This is a genomic window from Pseudomonas sp. TE3552 (assembly GCF_056278945.1).
In genome coordinates, this window is record NZ_JBWBQJ010000001.1 from 4,257,036 (window position 1) to 4,271,367 (window position 14,332).

10 protein-coding genes are annotated in these 14,332 nt (G+C 60.1%); 1 reads left to right on the forward strand and 9 read right to left on the reverse strand.

What is annotated here, in order from left to right:
- Nucleotide 1 precedes the first annotated feature (1 nt).
- Nucleotides 2-3,898, reverse strand: a complete 3,897-nt coding sequence (gene purL / locus ACZ9BB_RS19260; RefSeq protein WP_476215381.1) for a phosphoribosylformylglycinamidine synthase — start codon at nucleotides 3,896-3,898, stop codon at nucleotides 2-4.
- 274 nt (nucleotides 3,899-4,172) lie between these two features.
- On the opposite strand from purL, the gene mltF reads away from it, so the two are divergent.
- The gene (gene mltF / locus ACZ9BB_RS19265; protein ID WP_476215383.1) at nucleotides 4,173-5,633 is read left to right on the forward strand and encodes a membrane-bound lytic murein transglycosylase MltF; all 1,461 of its coding nucleotides are present in this window, start codon (nucleotides 4,173-4,175) and stop codon (nucleotides 5,631-5,633) included.
- A 64-nt stretch (nucleotides 5,634-5,697) separates the two neighbouring features.
- On the opposite strand, the gene pdxJ is transcribed toward mltF, so the two are convergent.
- The 8 genes from pdxJ to lptF form a co-directional block, all read right to left on the reverse strand.
- The gene (pdxJ, locus tag ACZ9BB_RS19270; protein ID WP_476215385.1) at nucleotides 5,698-6,441 is read right to left on the reverse strand and encodes a pyridoxine 5'-phosphate synthase; all 744 of its coding nucleotides are present in this window, start codon (nucleotides 6,439-6,441) and stop codon (nucleotides 5,698-5,700) included.
- Nucleotides 6,442-6,490: 49 nt separating this feature from the next.
- The gene (recO, locus tag ACZ9BB_RS19275) at nucleotides 6,491-7,180 is read right to left on the reverse strand and encodes a DNA repair protein RecO (protein WP_476215387.1); all 690 of its coding nucleotides are present in this window, start codon (nucleotides 7,178-7,180) and stop codon (nucleotides 6,491-6,493) included.
- A gap of 229 nt (nucleotides 7,181-7,409) precedes the next feature.
- Nucleotides 7,410-8,312 (reverse strand): GTPase Era, encoded by a 903-nt coding sequence (era, locus tag ACZ9BB_RS19280; protein WP_018927088.1) that lies wholly within the window; start codon nucleotides 8,310-8,312, stop codon nucleotides 7,410-7,412.
- Nucleotides 8,305-8,994, reverse strand: a complete 690-nt coding sequence (gene rnc / locus ACZ9BB_RS19285; RefSeq protein ID WP_103405809.1) for a ribonuclease III — start codon at nucleotides 8,992-8,994, stop codon at nucleotides 8,305-8,307. The genes era and rnc overlap by 8 nt, the downstream gene beginning before the upstream one ends.
- Before the next feature lie 184 nt (nucleotides 8,995-9,178).
- Nucleotides 9,179-10,033, reverse strand: coding sequence for a signal peptidase I (gene lepB, locus ACZ9BB_RS19290; RefSeq protein ID WP_476215390.1), 855 nt, complete (start codon nucleotides 10,031-10,033; stop codon nucleotides 9,179-9,181).
- A 5-nt stretch (nucleotides 10,034-10,038) separates the two neighbouring features.
- Entirely contained in the window at nucleotides 10,039-11,838 is a 1,800-nt protein-coding gene (lepA, locus tag ACZ9BB_RS19295; RefSeq protein ID WP_018927092.1) for a translation elongation factor 4, read from the reverse strand.
- Nucleotides 11,839-12,009: 171 nt separating this feature from the next.
- Complete coding sequence (lptG, locus tag ACZ9BB_RS19300; protein ID WP_476215392.1) at nucleotides 12,010-13,071, reverse strand: LPS export ABC transporter permease LptG; 1,062 nt, start codon at nucleotides 13,069-13,071, stop codon at nucleotides 12,010-12,012.
- Nucleotides 13,064-14,182: an LPS export ABC transporter permease LptF gene (lptF, locus tag ACZ9BB_RS19305; RefSeq protein ID WP_476215394.1), complete on the reverse strand. Its 1,119-nt coding sequence runs from the start codon at nucleotides 14,180-14,182 to the stop codon at nucleotides 13,064-13,066. The genes lptG and lptF overlap by 8 nt, the downstream gene beginning before the upstream one ends.
- Nucleotides 14,183-14,332 lie beyond the last annotated feature (150 nt).

Sequence of the window (14,332 nt, forward strand, 5' to 3'; positions counted from 1 at the left end):
CTTAGTTCACCCACACGCGAGCATTACGGAACATACGCATCCAGGGTGCGTCTTCGTTCCAGTCTTCCGAACGCCACGAGTTCTGCACGGCGCGGAACACACGCTCCGGGTGCGGCATCATGATGGTCACGCGACCGTCGCGGCTGGTCAAACCGGTGATCCCGCGCGGCGAGCCGTTCGGGTTGGCCGGATACTGCTCGGTGACCTTGCCGTGGTTGTCGACGAAACGCATCGCCACGCAACCCGACAGATCGGCTTCCAGCAGCGCTTCTTCGCTGGCGAATTCGGCATGACCTTCACCGTGGGCGATGGCGATCGGCATGCGCGAACCGGCCATGCCTTGCAGGAAGATCGAGTTCGACTCCTGGATCTGCACCATGGCCACACGGGCTTCGAACTGCTCGGAACGGTTACGCACGAAGTGCGGCCAGAACTCGCTGCCCGGAATCAACTCGTGCAGGTTGGACATCATCTGGCAACCGTTGCATACACCGAGAGTGAAGCTGTCGGTACGTTCGAAGAAGCCCTGGAAGGCATCGCGAGCGCGGCTGTTGAACAGCGCGGACTTGGCCCAGCCTTCACCGGCCCCCAGTACGTCGCCGTAGGAGAAACCGCCGCAAGCGACCATGCCCTTGAAGTCATTCAGGTCGACACGGCCGGCCAGAATGTCGCTCATGTGCACGTCGATCGCGTTGAAACCGGCGCGGTCGAACGCGGCCGCCATTTCCACTTGACCGTTGACGCCCTGCTCACGCAGAACGGCAACCTGTGGGCGAATGCCTTTCTTGATGTAAGGCGCGGCGACATCCTGGTTGACGTCGTAGCTGAGCTTGACGCTCAGACCCGGGTTGTCTTCTTCCAGCAGCACGTCGAACTCTTGTTCGGCGCAGTCGGCGTTGTCACGCAGACGCTGGATCTGGTAGCTGGTTTCAGCCCACTGACGTTGCAGCAGACGACGCTGACCTTCGAATACGGTGTCGCCGTTGAAGGTGATGCTGATCTCGCCGTTGTTCATCGGCTGACCGATCACCGACACACAGTCGCCCAGGCCGGCAGCGCTGAACTGCGCGAGGATGTCCGCGGTGGAATCCTGGCGAACCTGGATCACAGCGCCCAGTTCTTCGTTGAAGAGAATCGCGGCGATGTCGGCGGAGGTTTCTGCCAGACCGTCGAGGTTCAGGCTCAGGCCGCAGTGGCCGGCAAAGGCCATCTCCACCACGCTGGTCAGCAGACCACCGTCGGAACGGTCGTGGTAAGCCAGCAGGTGACCGTCGGCGTTGAGGCCCTGGATCACGGCGAAGAAGGCTTTCAGGTCTTCGGCGTCATCGACGTCCGGTGCCTGTTTGCCGAGTTTGCCGTGAACCTGAGCGAGGATCGAGGCGCCCATGCGGTTCTGGCCGCGACCAAGGTCGATCAGGATCAGGTCGGTGGTGCCCTTGTCCATGCGCAGTTGCGGGGTCAGGGTCTGACGGATGTCAGCCACTGGCGCGAAACCGGTCACGATCAACGACATCGGCGAGGTCACGGTCTTGTCGACGCCTTCGTCGTTCCAGCGAGTGGCCATGGACATGGAGTCCTTGCCCACCGGAATGGTAATGCCCAACTCAGGGCACAGTTCCATGCCGACCGCTTTCACGGTGTCGTACAGACGTGCGTCTTCACCCGGGTGACCGGCGGCGGACATCCAGTTCGCCGACAGTTTGATGTCGGAGATCTTGGCGATGCGCGAAGCGGCGATGTTGGTCAGGGTTTCGCCGATGGCCATGCGGCCCGACGCCGGAGCGTCCAGCAGGGCCAGCGGAGTGCGCTCACCCATGGCCATGGCTTCACCGGTGTAGACGTCGAAGCTGGTGGCGGTAACGGCAACGTCGGCTACCGGAACCTGCCACGGGCCGACCATCTGATCACGGGCCACGAGGCCGGTGATGGTGCGGTCGCCGATGGTGATCAGGAAGCTCTTGCTGGCCACGGCCGGGTGATGCAGGACGCGTTCGACGCAGTTGGCGATGTCGAGGGTCGACGGATCGAAATCGTCGCCCAGCTCGTTTTCGCGAACGGCCGAACGGTGCATGCGCGGGGCTTTGCCCAGCAGCACTTCGAGCGGCATGTCCACCGGGCTGTTACCGAAGTGGCTGTCGGTCACGGTCAGTTGCGGCTCGGCAGTGGCTTCGCCGACTACCGCAAACGGGCAACGCTCACGTTCACAGATCGCCTTGAAGCGTTCGAAGTCTGCCGGGCCGACCGCCAGAACGTAGCGCTCCTGGGATTCGTTACTCCAGATTTCGTGCGGGGCCATGCCCGGCTCATCGTTTGGAATGTTACGCAGTTCGAAACGGCCACCACGGTCGCCATCGTTGACCAGTTCCGGGAAGGCGTTGGACAGACCGCCCGCGCCGACGTCGTGGATGAAGCTGATCGGGTTTTTGTCACCCAACTGCCAGCAACGGTCGATGACTTCCTGGCAGCGACGCTCCATTTCCGGGTTTTCGCGCTGTACCGAAGCGAAGTCCAGGTCGGCCGAGCTGGTGCCGGTGGCCATCGAGGACGCTGCACCGCCGCCCAGGCCGATCAACATCGCCGGGCCGCCGAGAACGATCAGCTTGGAGCCAACGGTGATTTCGCCTTTCTGCACGTGTTCGGCACGGATGTTACCCATACCGCCGGCCAGCATGATCGGCTTGTGATAACCGCGCACTTCGTCGCCACGCGGGGTGGTGATCGACTGTTCGAAAGTACGGAAGTAGCCGGTCAGGGCCGGACGACCGAATTCGTTGTTGAACGCGGCGCCACCCAGTGGGCCTTCGATCATGATGTCCAGCGCGGTCACGATGCGCTCAGGCTTGCCGTATGGCACTTCCCACGGCTGTTCGAAGCCCGGAATCTGCAGGTTCGACACGGTGAAACCGGTCAGGCCGGCCTTTGGCTTGGCGCCGCGACCGGTTGCACCTTCGTCGCGAATCTCACCGCCGCTACCAGTGGATGCGCCCGGGAACGGGGCAATCGCGGTCGGGTGGTTGTGAGTTTCGACTTTCATCAGGATGTGCACCGGCTCCTGCACCGCGCCGTACTGGCGGGTTTCAGGGTCCGGGAAGAAGCGGCCGGCCACGGAGCCGACGATCACCGAAGCGTTGTCCTTATAAGCCGACAGAACACCTTCGCTGTGCATCTGGTAGGTGTTCTTGATCATGCCGAACAGGCTTTTTTCCTGGCTCTGACCGTCGATGTCCCAACTGGCGTTGAAGATCTTGTGACGGCAGTGTTCGGAGTTTGCCTGGGCGAACATCATCAGTTCGATGTCATGCGGGTTGCGCTTCAAGCCGATGAAGGCGTTGACCAGGTAGTCGATTTCGTCTTCGGCCAGGGCCAGGCCCAGCTCGACGTTGGCTTTTTCCAGCGCGGCGCGGCCGCCACCCAAAACATCGATCGCGGTCAGTGGCTTGGGTTCGGCGTGGCTGAACAGCCCGGCGGCTTGTTCGAGGTTGCCCAGCACGATCTGGGTCATGCGGTCGTGCAGCCCATCAGCGATAAGCTGCGCTTCGGCGTCGCTGAACTGGCCGGCGACGTAGAACGCGATGCCGCGCTCCAGGCGCTGGATCTTGGTCAGGCCACAGTTGCGAGCGATATCGCTGGCTTTACTGGACCACGGCGAGATAGTGCCGAAACGTGGCAACACCAGAAACAGACGACCGGCTGGCTCTTGTACTGGAACGCTAGGGCCGTACTTCAGAAGGCGCGCAAGCACCTGCTGTTCGTCGCCGGTCAGGACGCCGGTAACTTCGGCGAAGTGAGCGAATTCAGCATACAAGCCACTGACAGCCGGAACCTTCTGGCTCAGTTGCTCAAGGAGTTTGCTGTGGCGAAAGGCAGAAAGGGCAGGAGCGCCGCGCAGGATCAACATCTTCGGGACAGCCTCGGGAAGGGGTGTGCTTTGAGGCCGTGCATTCTAGCCTAAACCGCCCGCGACATCACCCGAAACGGTACACGCGGCTGTACCCGAACGTCGGGCCGGGGATTCTGGCCTGAAACAGGTGGGCGCCGGGGGTTATTTTTTCTGTCACAAAATGCTGTCCGGGCCCATTCCTGCGGGCTCCAGACAGGTTTTTGATGCTCTAGCAGACAAGCCCTTCGCTGTCGAGATATGGCGCTCGTGGTGCTTTGCGTATACTGCGCAAATGTTTTCCCCAACGGCTTTGCGTCCGCGGTACGCCAAATGGCTGATCGCAACCGGACTCTTCCTGATGCTCAGTGGCTGTGTTGATAAACCCAACACGCTGGAGCGCGTAAAGGAGGATGGCGTGCTGCGGGTGGTTACCCGTAACAGCCCCGCCACCTACTTTCAGGATCGCAACGGTGAAACCGGCTTCGAATACGAGCTGGTGAAGCGCTTCGCCGACGATCTGGGGGTCGAACTCAAGATCGAAACCGCCGACAACCTCGACGACCTGTTCAATCAGGTGGGCAAGCCCAACGGCCCGGTGTTGGCTGCCGCCGGCCTGGTCAGCAGCGAAGAGCGCAAAAAGCAGGTGCGGTTTTCCCACTCCTACCTCGAAGTCACCCCCCAGATCATCTACCGCAACGGCCAGTCGCGCCCCACCGACGCCGGCGATCTGGTCGGCAAGAAGATCATGGTGCTCAAGGGCAGTACCCACGCCGAGCAATTGGCAGAGCTGAAAAAGAAATATCCGGGCATTGAATATGAAGAGTCCGACGCAGTTGAAGTCGTCGATTTGCTGCGCATGGTCGACGAAGGTCAGATCGACCTGACCCTGGTCGATTCCAACGAAGTGGCGATGAACCAGGTCTACTTCCCCAACGTGCGGGTCGCCTTCGATCTCGGTGACGCCAGCAATCAGAGCTGGGCCGTGGCCGCCGGCGAAGACAACAGCTTGCTCAACGAGATCAACGCCTACCTCGACAAGGTGAAGAAAAACGGCACCTTGCAACGCTTGAAAGATCGTTACTACGGCCACGTCGATGTACTCGGCTACATGGGCGCCACCACCTTCGCCCAGCACTTGCAGCAACGACTGCCCAAATACGAACAGCACTTCAAAGCGTCCGCCAAGAAAGAAAAAGTCGACTGGCGCCTGCTAGCCGCGATCGGTTATCAGGAATCACTGTGGCAAGCGGCGGTCACGTCCAAGACCGGCGTGCGCGGATTGATGATGCTGACCCAGAACACTGCACAAGCCATGGGCGTGTCCAATCGACTCGACCCCAAGCAGAGCATCATGGGCGGTGCAAAGTACCTGGCCTACATGAAGGACCAATTGGATGAATCGATCCAGGAGCCGGATCGTACGTGGTTTGCGCTGGCAGCCTACAACGTTGGCAGCGGTCACCTGGATGACGCGCGCAAACTGGCGGCCAAGGAAGGGCTGAACCCGGACAAGTGGCTGGACGTGAAGAAAATCCTGCCGCGCCTGTCCGAGAAGAAGTGGTTCAGCAAAACCCGTTACGGCTACGCCCGGGGCGGTGAGCCGGTGCACTTCGTGGCGAACATTCGTCGTTACTACGACATCCTGACGTGGGTCACGCAGCCGCAGCTGGAAGGCAATCAGATCGCTGAGGGCAACCTGCATGTGCCGGGGGTCGACAAGACCAAGCCGAGCCAGGAAACCCCGCCGCTTTAACAGCCACCACCAATCAAGTGTGGGAGCGAGCCTGCTCGCTCCCACACTGGTTTTGTGTTTGGCTTTAAGCTTTTGCGGCGGCCAGAATCAACGCCTTCATCTCCGATACAGCCGACTTGAAGCCGACGAACAACGCATGGGCCACCAGCGCATGACCGATGTTCAGTTCGTTGATGCCCTTGATCGCCGCGACTGCTTCGACGTTGTGGTAGTGCAGACCGTGGCCGGCGTTAACGATCAACCCTTGGGCCAGACCAAACGCCACGCCATCGGCTACACGCTTGAGTTCTTCAGCGACTTCGGCTGGCGTCTCGGCATCCGCATAACGCCCGGTGTGCAATTCGATGGCCGGTGCACCGACACGGCGGGACGCTTCGATCTGCCGCTCGTCAGCATCAATGAACAACGACACTTCACAGCCGATCTTCGCCAGGCGATCCACCGCCGCCTTGATCCGTGCCTCCTGCCCCGCCACGTCCAGGCCGCCTTCGGTGGTCAGTTCCTGACGGGTTTCCGGGACCAGGCAAATGTGCGCCGGACGGATGCGTTCGGCGAACGCCATCATTTCTTCGGTGACGCCCATTTCGAAGTTCATGCGGGTTTGCAGCACGTCCTTGAGCAGCAGCACGTCGCGCTCCTGAATGTGCCGACGGTCTTCACGCAGGTGCACGGTGATGCCGTCAGCGCCCGCCTCTTCCGCGTCCAGTGCTGCCTTGACCGGATCCGGGTAACGAGTACCCCGGGCCTGACGCAGGGTGGCAACGTGGTCAATGTTCACGCCAAGAAGAATGCGATTGCTGGTGGTCACGGAAGCGCTCCTGAAAGAGGGAAAGTTCGGTGCACAGCATACGGGGTGATCAGGGCTTGCGAAACAACTCGCGACTGACCAGAGGACGACCACCCAGATGAACGGCCAGTGCCTGGCGCATCAATCGCTTGGCGGCGGACAGCGCACCAGGCGCGGACCAGTCGGCGTCCGCCATGGCCAACAGTTCGGCGCCATTGAACAGACCGGGTTGCAACAGATAGACCTGCTCCAGGCCTGCATCCACTTGCAAGCGGTAGAGGCCATCCGGGGCAATGGGGTCGCCGTGAATGTCGGTGTTCAGCGCAAAGCCGTAACCGAGATCGTCGAGCAGCCGCCATTCGAAAGAACGCAGCAACGGCTCCAGTGGACGGCCTTCGGCCAAGGCGAGCAAGGTCGCGGCGTAGTGATCGAAAACCGCAGGGTGAGGGTCTTCCGCGGGTAGCAGACGGATCAGCAATTCGTTGAGGTAGAGACCGCTGAACAGCGCCTCGCCGTTGAGCCAGGTGGAAACACCGGCGCTTTCCATGCGGCCGACATTTTTCAGCTCACCCCGCCCCCGAAACTCGACTTCCAGCGGCACGAACGGCCGCGCCAACGTCCCGGCCTTGCCCCGCGCACTGCGCAACACCGCCCGCAGCCGCCCTTGCGGCGTGAGGAAATCCACCAGCGCGCTGCTTTCGCGGTAGGCGCGGGAATGGAGCACGTAGGCGGGTTGACCGGTTGGCGGGCTGGATGACATCAGTTTCCGAATCTCTGGAGATCCACTGTGGCGAGGGAGCTTGTCGGAACGCCGCACCGTCCCGCTGGGTTGCGAAGCGGCCCCAAAACCATGCACCTCAGTGTTTCAGGTAAAAACGCGATGCCAGGATTTACGACTGCTTCGCCCGGGCGCGGATCGGCCGACGGGAGCAAGCTCCCTCGCCACAAAAGCTCGCTCCCACAATTGAATCGATGTGCTGCTGGACGATTTACAAGTCGCCGTACCCCAGCGAACGCAAGGCGCGTTCGTCGTCGGACCAGCCGCCTTTCACCTTGACCCACAGGTTGAGCATGATCTTGGAGTCGAACAGCAGCTCCATGTCCTTGCGTGCCTCGGTGCCGATGCGCTTGATGCGCTCGCCCTTGTCGCCAATGATGATCTTCTTCTGGCCGTCACGTTCGACGAGGATCAAGGCATGAATGTGCAGGGTTTTGCCCTGCTGCTTGAACTCTTCGATTTCCACGGTGATCTGGTACGGCAGCTCGGCGCCCATCTGGCGCATGATTTTTTCGCGTACCAGTTCAGCCGCGAGGAAGCGGCTGCTGCGGTCGGTGATCTGGTCTTCCGGGAAGAAGTGATCGTTTTCCGGCAGGTGCTCGGCGATCACTCGCTCCAGCGTGTCGAGGTTGTGCCCGTGCTGGGCCGAGATCGGCATGATCTGCGCGTTCGGCAATTGCTCCTGCAACCAGGTCAGGTGCGGCATCAGCTCGGATTTGTCTTCGATGCGGTCGGTCTTGTTCAGCGCCACGATCAGCGGGCCGGTCACGTACTGAACGCGCTCGAGAACCATCTGGTCTTCGTCAGTCCACTTGGTGCGGTCAACCACGAAGATCACCACGTCGACGTCTTTCAACGCCGCCGAAGCGGTCTTGTTCATGTAGCGGTTCAGGGCCTTTTCGCCGCCCTTGTGCATGCCCGGGGTGTCGACGTAGATCGCCTGCACATCGCCTTCGGTCTTGATGCCGAGCATGTTGTGACGGGTGGTCTGCGGCTTGCGCGAGGTGATTGCCAGCTTCTGGCCCAGAATGTGGTTCAGCAGCGTGGACTTGCCCACGTTGGGACGGCCGACGATGGCAACATAGCCACAGCGAGTTGCGGTTGAATCAGTCATTGCCATTCTCCACACCCAGGGCAATCAGTGCTGCGGCGGCCGCTACCTGTTCGGCAATACGACGGCTCACACCCTGACCTCGGCTTTTTTCATTCAGTAAGATGATTTCACATTCGACGAAGAACGTCCGGCAATGCGGCTCACCCTGGATATCCACCACTTCGTAACGCGGCAGCTCACAGCCACGCGATTGCAGGAATTCCTGCAGGCGGGTTTTCGGATCTTTGTTGGTGTCGACCAGTGTCAGGCCTTCGAACTCTCCGGCCAGCCAGGCCAGCACGCGCTCGCGCGCCACTTCCATGCCGGCATCCAGATAGATCGCACCGATCAGCGCTTCGAGGGCATCAGCCAGAATCGACTCGCGACGGAAACCGCCGCTTTTCAATTCGCCGGAGCCCAGGCGCAGGTATTCGCCCAGGTCGAAACCACGGGCCAATACGGCCAGGGTCTCACCTTTCACCAAACGCGCGCGCAAACGCGACAACTGGCCTTCGCGGGCCAGCGGGAAGCGATCGAACAACGCCTCGCCGGCGACGAAGTTGAGGATGGCATCACCGAGGAATTCCAGGCGTTCGTTGTTGCGCCCGGCAAAGCTGCGGTGAGTCAGGGCCAGGATCATCAGTTCCTGATCCTTGAAGGTGTAGCCGAGCTGACGCTCGAGACGGCTTAAGGAGACGCTCACGGTTTACCCACGCTGAGTTCGTGGTTGGATTCCACCGCCAGGGCCGAGAGGCGGCGCAGGCTTGGGACAATTAACGCTGTGTTCAAAAATAACGTCCTGAATATCGTTGTTTTCATGCTCCTGTCGCCGATTGTGCCGGCTCCAGAAATGCATTCGGCGCTGTGTTCAACAGCGCCGTGTGTGATTACTTGATCAGGCCAACCCGCGAAAAATTCGGCAGGTGACTGAGTTTCGGTTCCGGCCAGCTCATCCAGACTGCGAAAGCCTTGCCGACGATATTCTTGTCGGGAACCATGCCCAGCAGATCCTTGGGAATGCTTGGATCATCCCAGTAGCGACTGTCGTTCGAATTGTCGCGGTTGTCGCCCATCATGAAGTAGTGCCCGGCAGGCACGGTCCACGAATGATCCGGCATTGCGCGGTAACGGCTCATTTCCTTGCGGATCAGGTGCTCGGCGACGCCGAGTTTTTCCTTGTAGAGCTCGGCGCTGCCCAACGTGCCCGGCTCGGAGCCGACCAGTTGTTCGGCAATCGACTCACCGTTGACGAACAGGCGCTTGTCGGCGGTATAGCGAATCTGGTCACCCGGCAGGCCCACAACCCGCTTGATGTAATTGACGTTCGGGTCGCTCGGGTAGCGGAACACCATCACATCGCCGCGCTGCGGATCACCGACTTCGATGACTTTCTTGTCGATCACCGGCAGGCGGATCCCGTAAGAAAACTTGTTCACCAGAATGAAGTCGCCGACGTCCAGGGTCGGTTTCATCGAGCCGGAAGGAATCTGGAACGGTTCCACCAGGAACGAACGCAGCACCAGCACGATGAACAACACCGGGAAGAACGATTTGCCGTATTCGACCAGCAGCGGCTCTTTGTTCAGTTTCTCGACCACCACCATGTCAGCCTGGCTGACGCTCCCCTGATAGGAGTTGATGGCAGCCCGGCGCCGTGGCGCCAGGAACAGCAGATCGAGCAACGCCAACAGGCCGCAGACGAACACGGCGATGACCAGCAACAGCGGGAAATTTAGTGACATAGGACCTAACTATCCAACCTGAGCACTGCAAGGAAGGCTTCTTGTGGAATTTCCACGTTACCGACCTGCTTCATGCGTTTTTTACCGGCCTTTTGCTTTTCCAGCAGCTTTTTCTTACGGCTGACGTCACCACCGTAGCATTTGGCCAATACGTTCTTTCTGAGTGCCTTGACGGTTGTACGCGCCACAATCTGACCGCCAATGGCGGCCTGGATTGCCACGTCGAACATCTGCCGCGGAATCAGGTCTTTCATCTTCTCGGTCAACTGGCGACCTTTGTAGTGCGAGTTGTCACGGTGCACGATCAGCGCCAGGGCGTCGACCTTGTCACCGTTGATCAGCACGTCCAGTTTCACCAGGCTAGCCGATTGGTAACGATCGAAATGGTAGTCCAGAGAAGCATAGCCGCGACTGGTGGATTTCAGACGATCAAAGAAGTCCAGCACCACTTCGTTCATCGGCAGGTCGTAGGTCACTTGTACCTGGGAGCCGAGGAACAGCATATCGACCTGCACACCACGTTTTTCGATACACAGGGTAATGACGTTACCCAGGTGTTCTTGCGGCACAAGAATATTGGCGCGCACGATTGGCTCGCGCATGTCTTCGATGGCAGACAGGTCCGGCAGCTTGGACGGGTTATCGACGTAGATCGTCTCACCGGTCTTGAGCAGCAGCTCGAAGATTACCGTCGGCGCCGTGGTGATCAGGTCCAGGTTGTATTCGCGCTCCAGGCGCTCCTGGATGATTTCCATGTGCAGCATGCCGAGGAAGCCGCAACGGAAGCCGAAGCCCAGTGCGTCTGAGCTTTCCGGTGTGTATTGCAGCGACGAATCGTTGAGGGTGAGCTTTTGCAGCGCCTCGCGGAAGTCTTCGAAGTCGTCGGAGCTGACCGGGAACAAGCCGGCGTACACCTGCGGCTGAATGCGTTTGAAGCCTGGCAGCACATCGACGTCCGGCGTCGAGCTCAAGGTCAGGGTATCGCCCACTGGCGCACCGTGAATGTCCTTGATGCTGGCGATGATGAAGCCCACTTCACCGGCCTTCAGGTCGACGGTAGGGGTGTGTTTCGGGTTGAATACACCGACGCTGTCCACCAGGTGGATCTTGCCGGTGGACTTGACCAGAATCTTGTCGCCCTTCTTCACTCGACCGTGGCGCACACGAACCAGGGACACAACGCCCAGGTAGTTGTCGAACCAGGAGTCGATGATCAACGCTTGCAGCGGATCTTCGATGTTGCCGGTCGGCGCGGGAATGGTGTGAACCAGACGCTCGAGCACTTCATCGACGCCCAGACCGGTCTTGGCACTGCACTCGACCGCGTCGGTGGCATCGATGCCGATGATTTTTTCGATTTCTTCCTTGACGCGCTCTGGATCGGCCTGTGGCAGGTCGATCTTGTTCAGGACTGGCATGACCTCCAGACCCTGCTCGATCGCCGTGTAGCAGTTGGCAACCGATTGAGCCTCGACGCCCTGACCGGCATCGACCACCAGCAACGCACCTTCGCAGGCCGCCAGCGACCGGCTGACTTCATAGGTGAAGTCGACGTGGCCCGGGGTGTCAATGAAGTTCAGTTGGTAGTTGATGCCATCGCGGGCTTTGTAATAAAGGGTGACGCTGTGGGCCTTGATGGTGATCCCGCGTTCACGTTCCAGGTCCATGGAGTCCAGCACCTGGGCTTCCATTTCGCGCTCGGCAAGGCCGCCGCACATCTGGATGAAGCGATCGGCCAGCGTCGACTTGCCATGGTCAATGTGGGCGATGATGGAGAAATTGCGGATATGACTCAAATCACTCACGGATCAACACTCAAAAAGGCTGCAGGCATAGCCCGCCGAAAAATAGCCGGGAATTGTACCTGATCCACGGCGCAAGCGTCACGTTTGCAGGTCAGACGGCGCCTACAAAAACGCCCCGGTCTTGCGACAGGGGCGTTTTGAGTGACAAGCAAGACCCGGAAAAACCCGCGATCAACCGGCCCGGCGCAGCAACCAGACCCCGGCCAGGGCGCAGACACCAGCCGGCACCAGCACCGCAAACAGCGGCGAGAAGCCGAACACCAGGCTCGAAGGCCCGAGCAAATCCTGAACGATTCGGAAGGTGAAGCCCACCAGCACGCCAGTGAAGACCCGCTGACCGAGGGTCACCGAACGCAACGGACCGAAGATGAAGGAAATCGCCATCAACACCAATGCGGCAGTCACCAGAGGCTGCAACACCTTGACCCAAAACGCCAGCCAGTAACGACCGTTGCTCAGGCCCTGGTCAGCCAGGTAGTGAATGTAATTCCACAGACCGCTGATCGACAACGACTCGGGCGCCATCACCACGGTACTCAGCAGTTGCGGGCTCAGGGCTATTTCCCAGCGTTCCACCGGAGCAGTCACCACTTCGGTACTTTTTTCATGGAACAGCGTCGTCGTGACATCGGTCAGTTGCCAGTGATCGGTATCGAATTCCGCACGCTTGGCGAAGCTCGAAGACAGGATGTGGCGCTGATCGTCGAAGCGATAACGGGTCACGCCGTACAGCAGACCATTGGGTTGCACGGAGTTGACGTGAATGAACTCCTCACCCTGACGGTGCCACAGGCCGTGCTTGGCGCTTTGCGCATCGCCACTGCCCTGGGCCAGCGAGCGGTTGGCCTGGGCGGTGACTTCCGTGGCCGGTGCGACGTATTCGCCGATCACCAGCCCTACCACCATCAGGATCAGCATCGGCTTCATCACGGCCCAGACGATCCGCCCGATCGACACGCCCGCAGCACGCATGATGGTCAGCTCGCTGTGGCTGGCCAGGCTGCCGAGGCCGATCAGGCAACCGATCAGCGCCGCCATCGGCAACATGTCGTACAGGCGGCGCGGCGCGGTCAGTAACACGTAACTCAGGACATCCATCAGCGTGTAGGTATCGCTGACTTCGCTCATCTCGTCGATGAAAGCGAACAGCGTTGCCAGCCCCAAAATAATCCCCAGCACTGCCAGGATCGCGATGAACACGCTGCTACCAATGTAGCGATCGAGCTTATCCACGGGCCACCTCCAGCGCGCTGCGGCGACTCGCCATCTTCAAGCTCAGCGACTCCCAGTACAGCAAGCCCAGACCGATGACCAGGAAAACTGCATGCACCCACCACAAGCCCAACACCGGCGGGATCTTGCCCTTTTCGAGGGCGCCGCGAGCGGCAATCAGGATGGTCAGGTAAGCCATATAAAGAAGAATCGCCGGCAGCAGCTTGAGGAAACGGCCCTGGCGCGGGTTGACGCGCGACAGCGGCACCGCCATCAGGGTCACGATGAAGACCAGCAACGGCAGGGACAGACGCCATTGCAGTTCGGTACGCGAGCGGATGTCGTCGCTGCCCAGCAAGGAACTGGTGGTCATCGCGTCACGGTCGGTCACTTCGTCGCTGACGTCCGGTTTAGGCAGCAATACGCCGTACTCGTCGTACTTGATGGCACGGTAGTCGGCCTGCCCCGGATTACCGTCGTAGCGGTAGCCGTTGTCGAGGATCAGGTAACGGTTGCCATCGGGCCTGATTTCCTGACGGCCCTTCTCGGCCACCAGTATGGAAATCCCCCGATCCTTTTTTTCGGAACTGACATTTTTTTGCGAGATGAACACGCCGCCCAGATTGATGCGGTCATCCGACAGTTGTTCGGTGTAAGTCACCCGAGTACCGTCGCGCAAAGCCTGGAAGCGGCCTGGTTCGAGGGTATCGAACTCAGTCAGGGCGTCCTGTTTGTTCAGCAGCAGCTGGAACTGGTTGGCACCTTGTGGCGCCAGGCTCAGGCTCAGCCAAGCCACCACCAGCGCAACCAGCGTGGCCGGAAAAAGAGTCATGGCAAACAGACGCTGCTGGCTCATGCCAGTGGCAGACAACACGGTCATTTCGCTTTCGAGATACAGACGGCCATAGGCCAGCAGAATCCCGAGAAACAACCCCAAGGGCAGAATCAATTGCAGGAAACCCGGCAGACGGAAACCCATGATCAGGAACAACGAGCCCGGGTCCAGGAGCCCGGAAGCTGCCTGGGCGAGGTATTTGATGAAGCGTCCGCTCATGATGATGACCAGCAGCACGGCGCTGACGGCGCTCAAGGTCAACAGGACTTCGCGGGATAGATAACGGAAGACAATCAAACCAGACACTCCAGGGTTGTCAGGCTAAGCGGCCAAACAAGCAAACATATCAGCCGGCCCACAGGGCAGAGCCGCCGAAAAAGATGCGCATTATCCTGTGATTGAGTGCGCCTGTCACTGCGCATGCTCAAGCCGGCGCCTGAACCGCTG

What these genes read in the sequence shown, in the direction of transcription:
- era (WP_018927088.1), bottom strand. Translation starts at nt 8,312, where the DNA reads ATGACTGATTCAACCGCAACTCGCTGTGGCTATGTTGCCATCGTCGGC.
- purL (WP_476215381.1), bottom strand. Translation starts at nt 3,898, where the DNA reads ATGTTGATCCTGCGCGGCGCTCCTGCCCTTTCTGCCTTTCGCCACAGC.
- recO (WP_476215387.1), bottom strand. Translation starts at nt 7,180, where the DNA reads ATGTCATCCAGCCCGCCAACCGGTCAACCCGCCTACGTGCTCCATTCC.
- mltF (WP_476215383.1), top strand. Translation starts at nt 4,173, where the DNA reads ATGTTTTCCCCAACGGCTTTGCGTCCGCGGTACGCCAAATGGCTGATC.
- lepB (WP_476215390.1), bottom strand. Translation starts at nt 10,033, where the DNA reads ATGTCACTAAATTTCCCGCTGTTGCTGGTCATCGCCGTGTTCGTCTGC.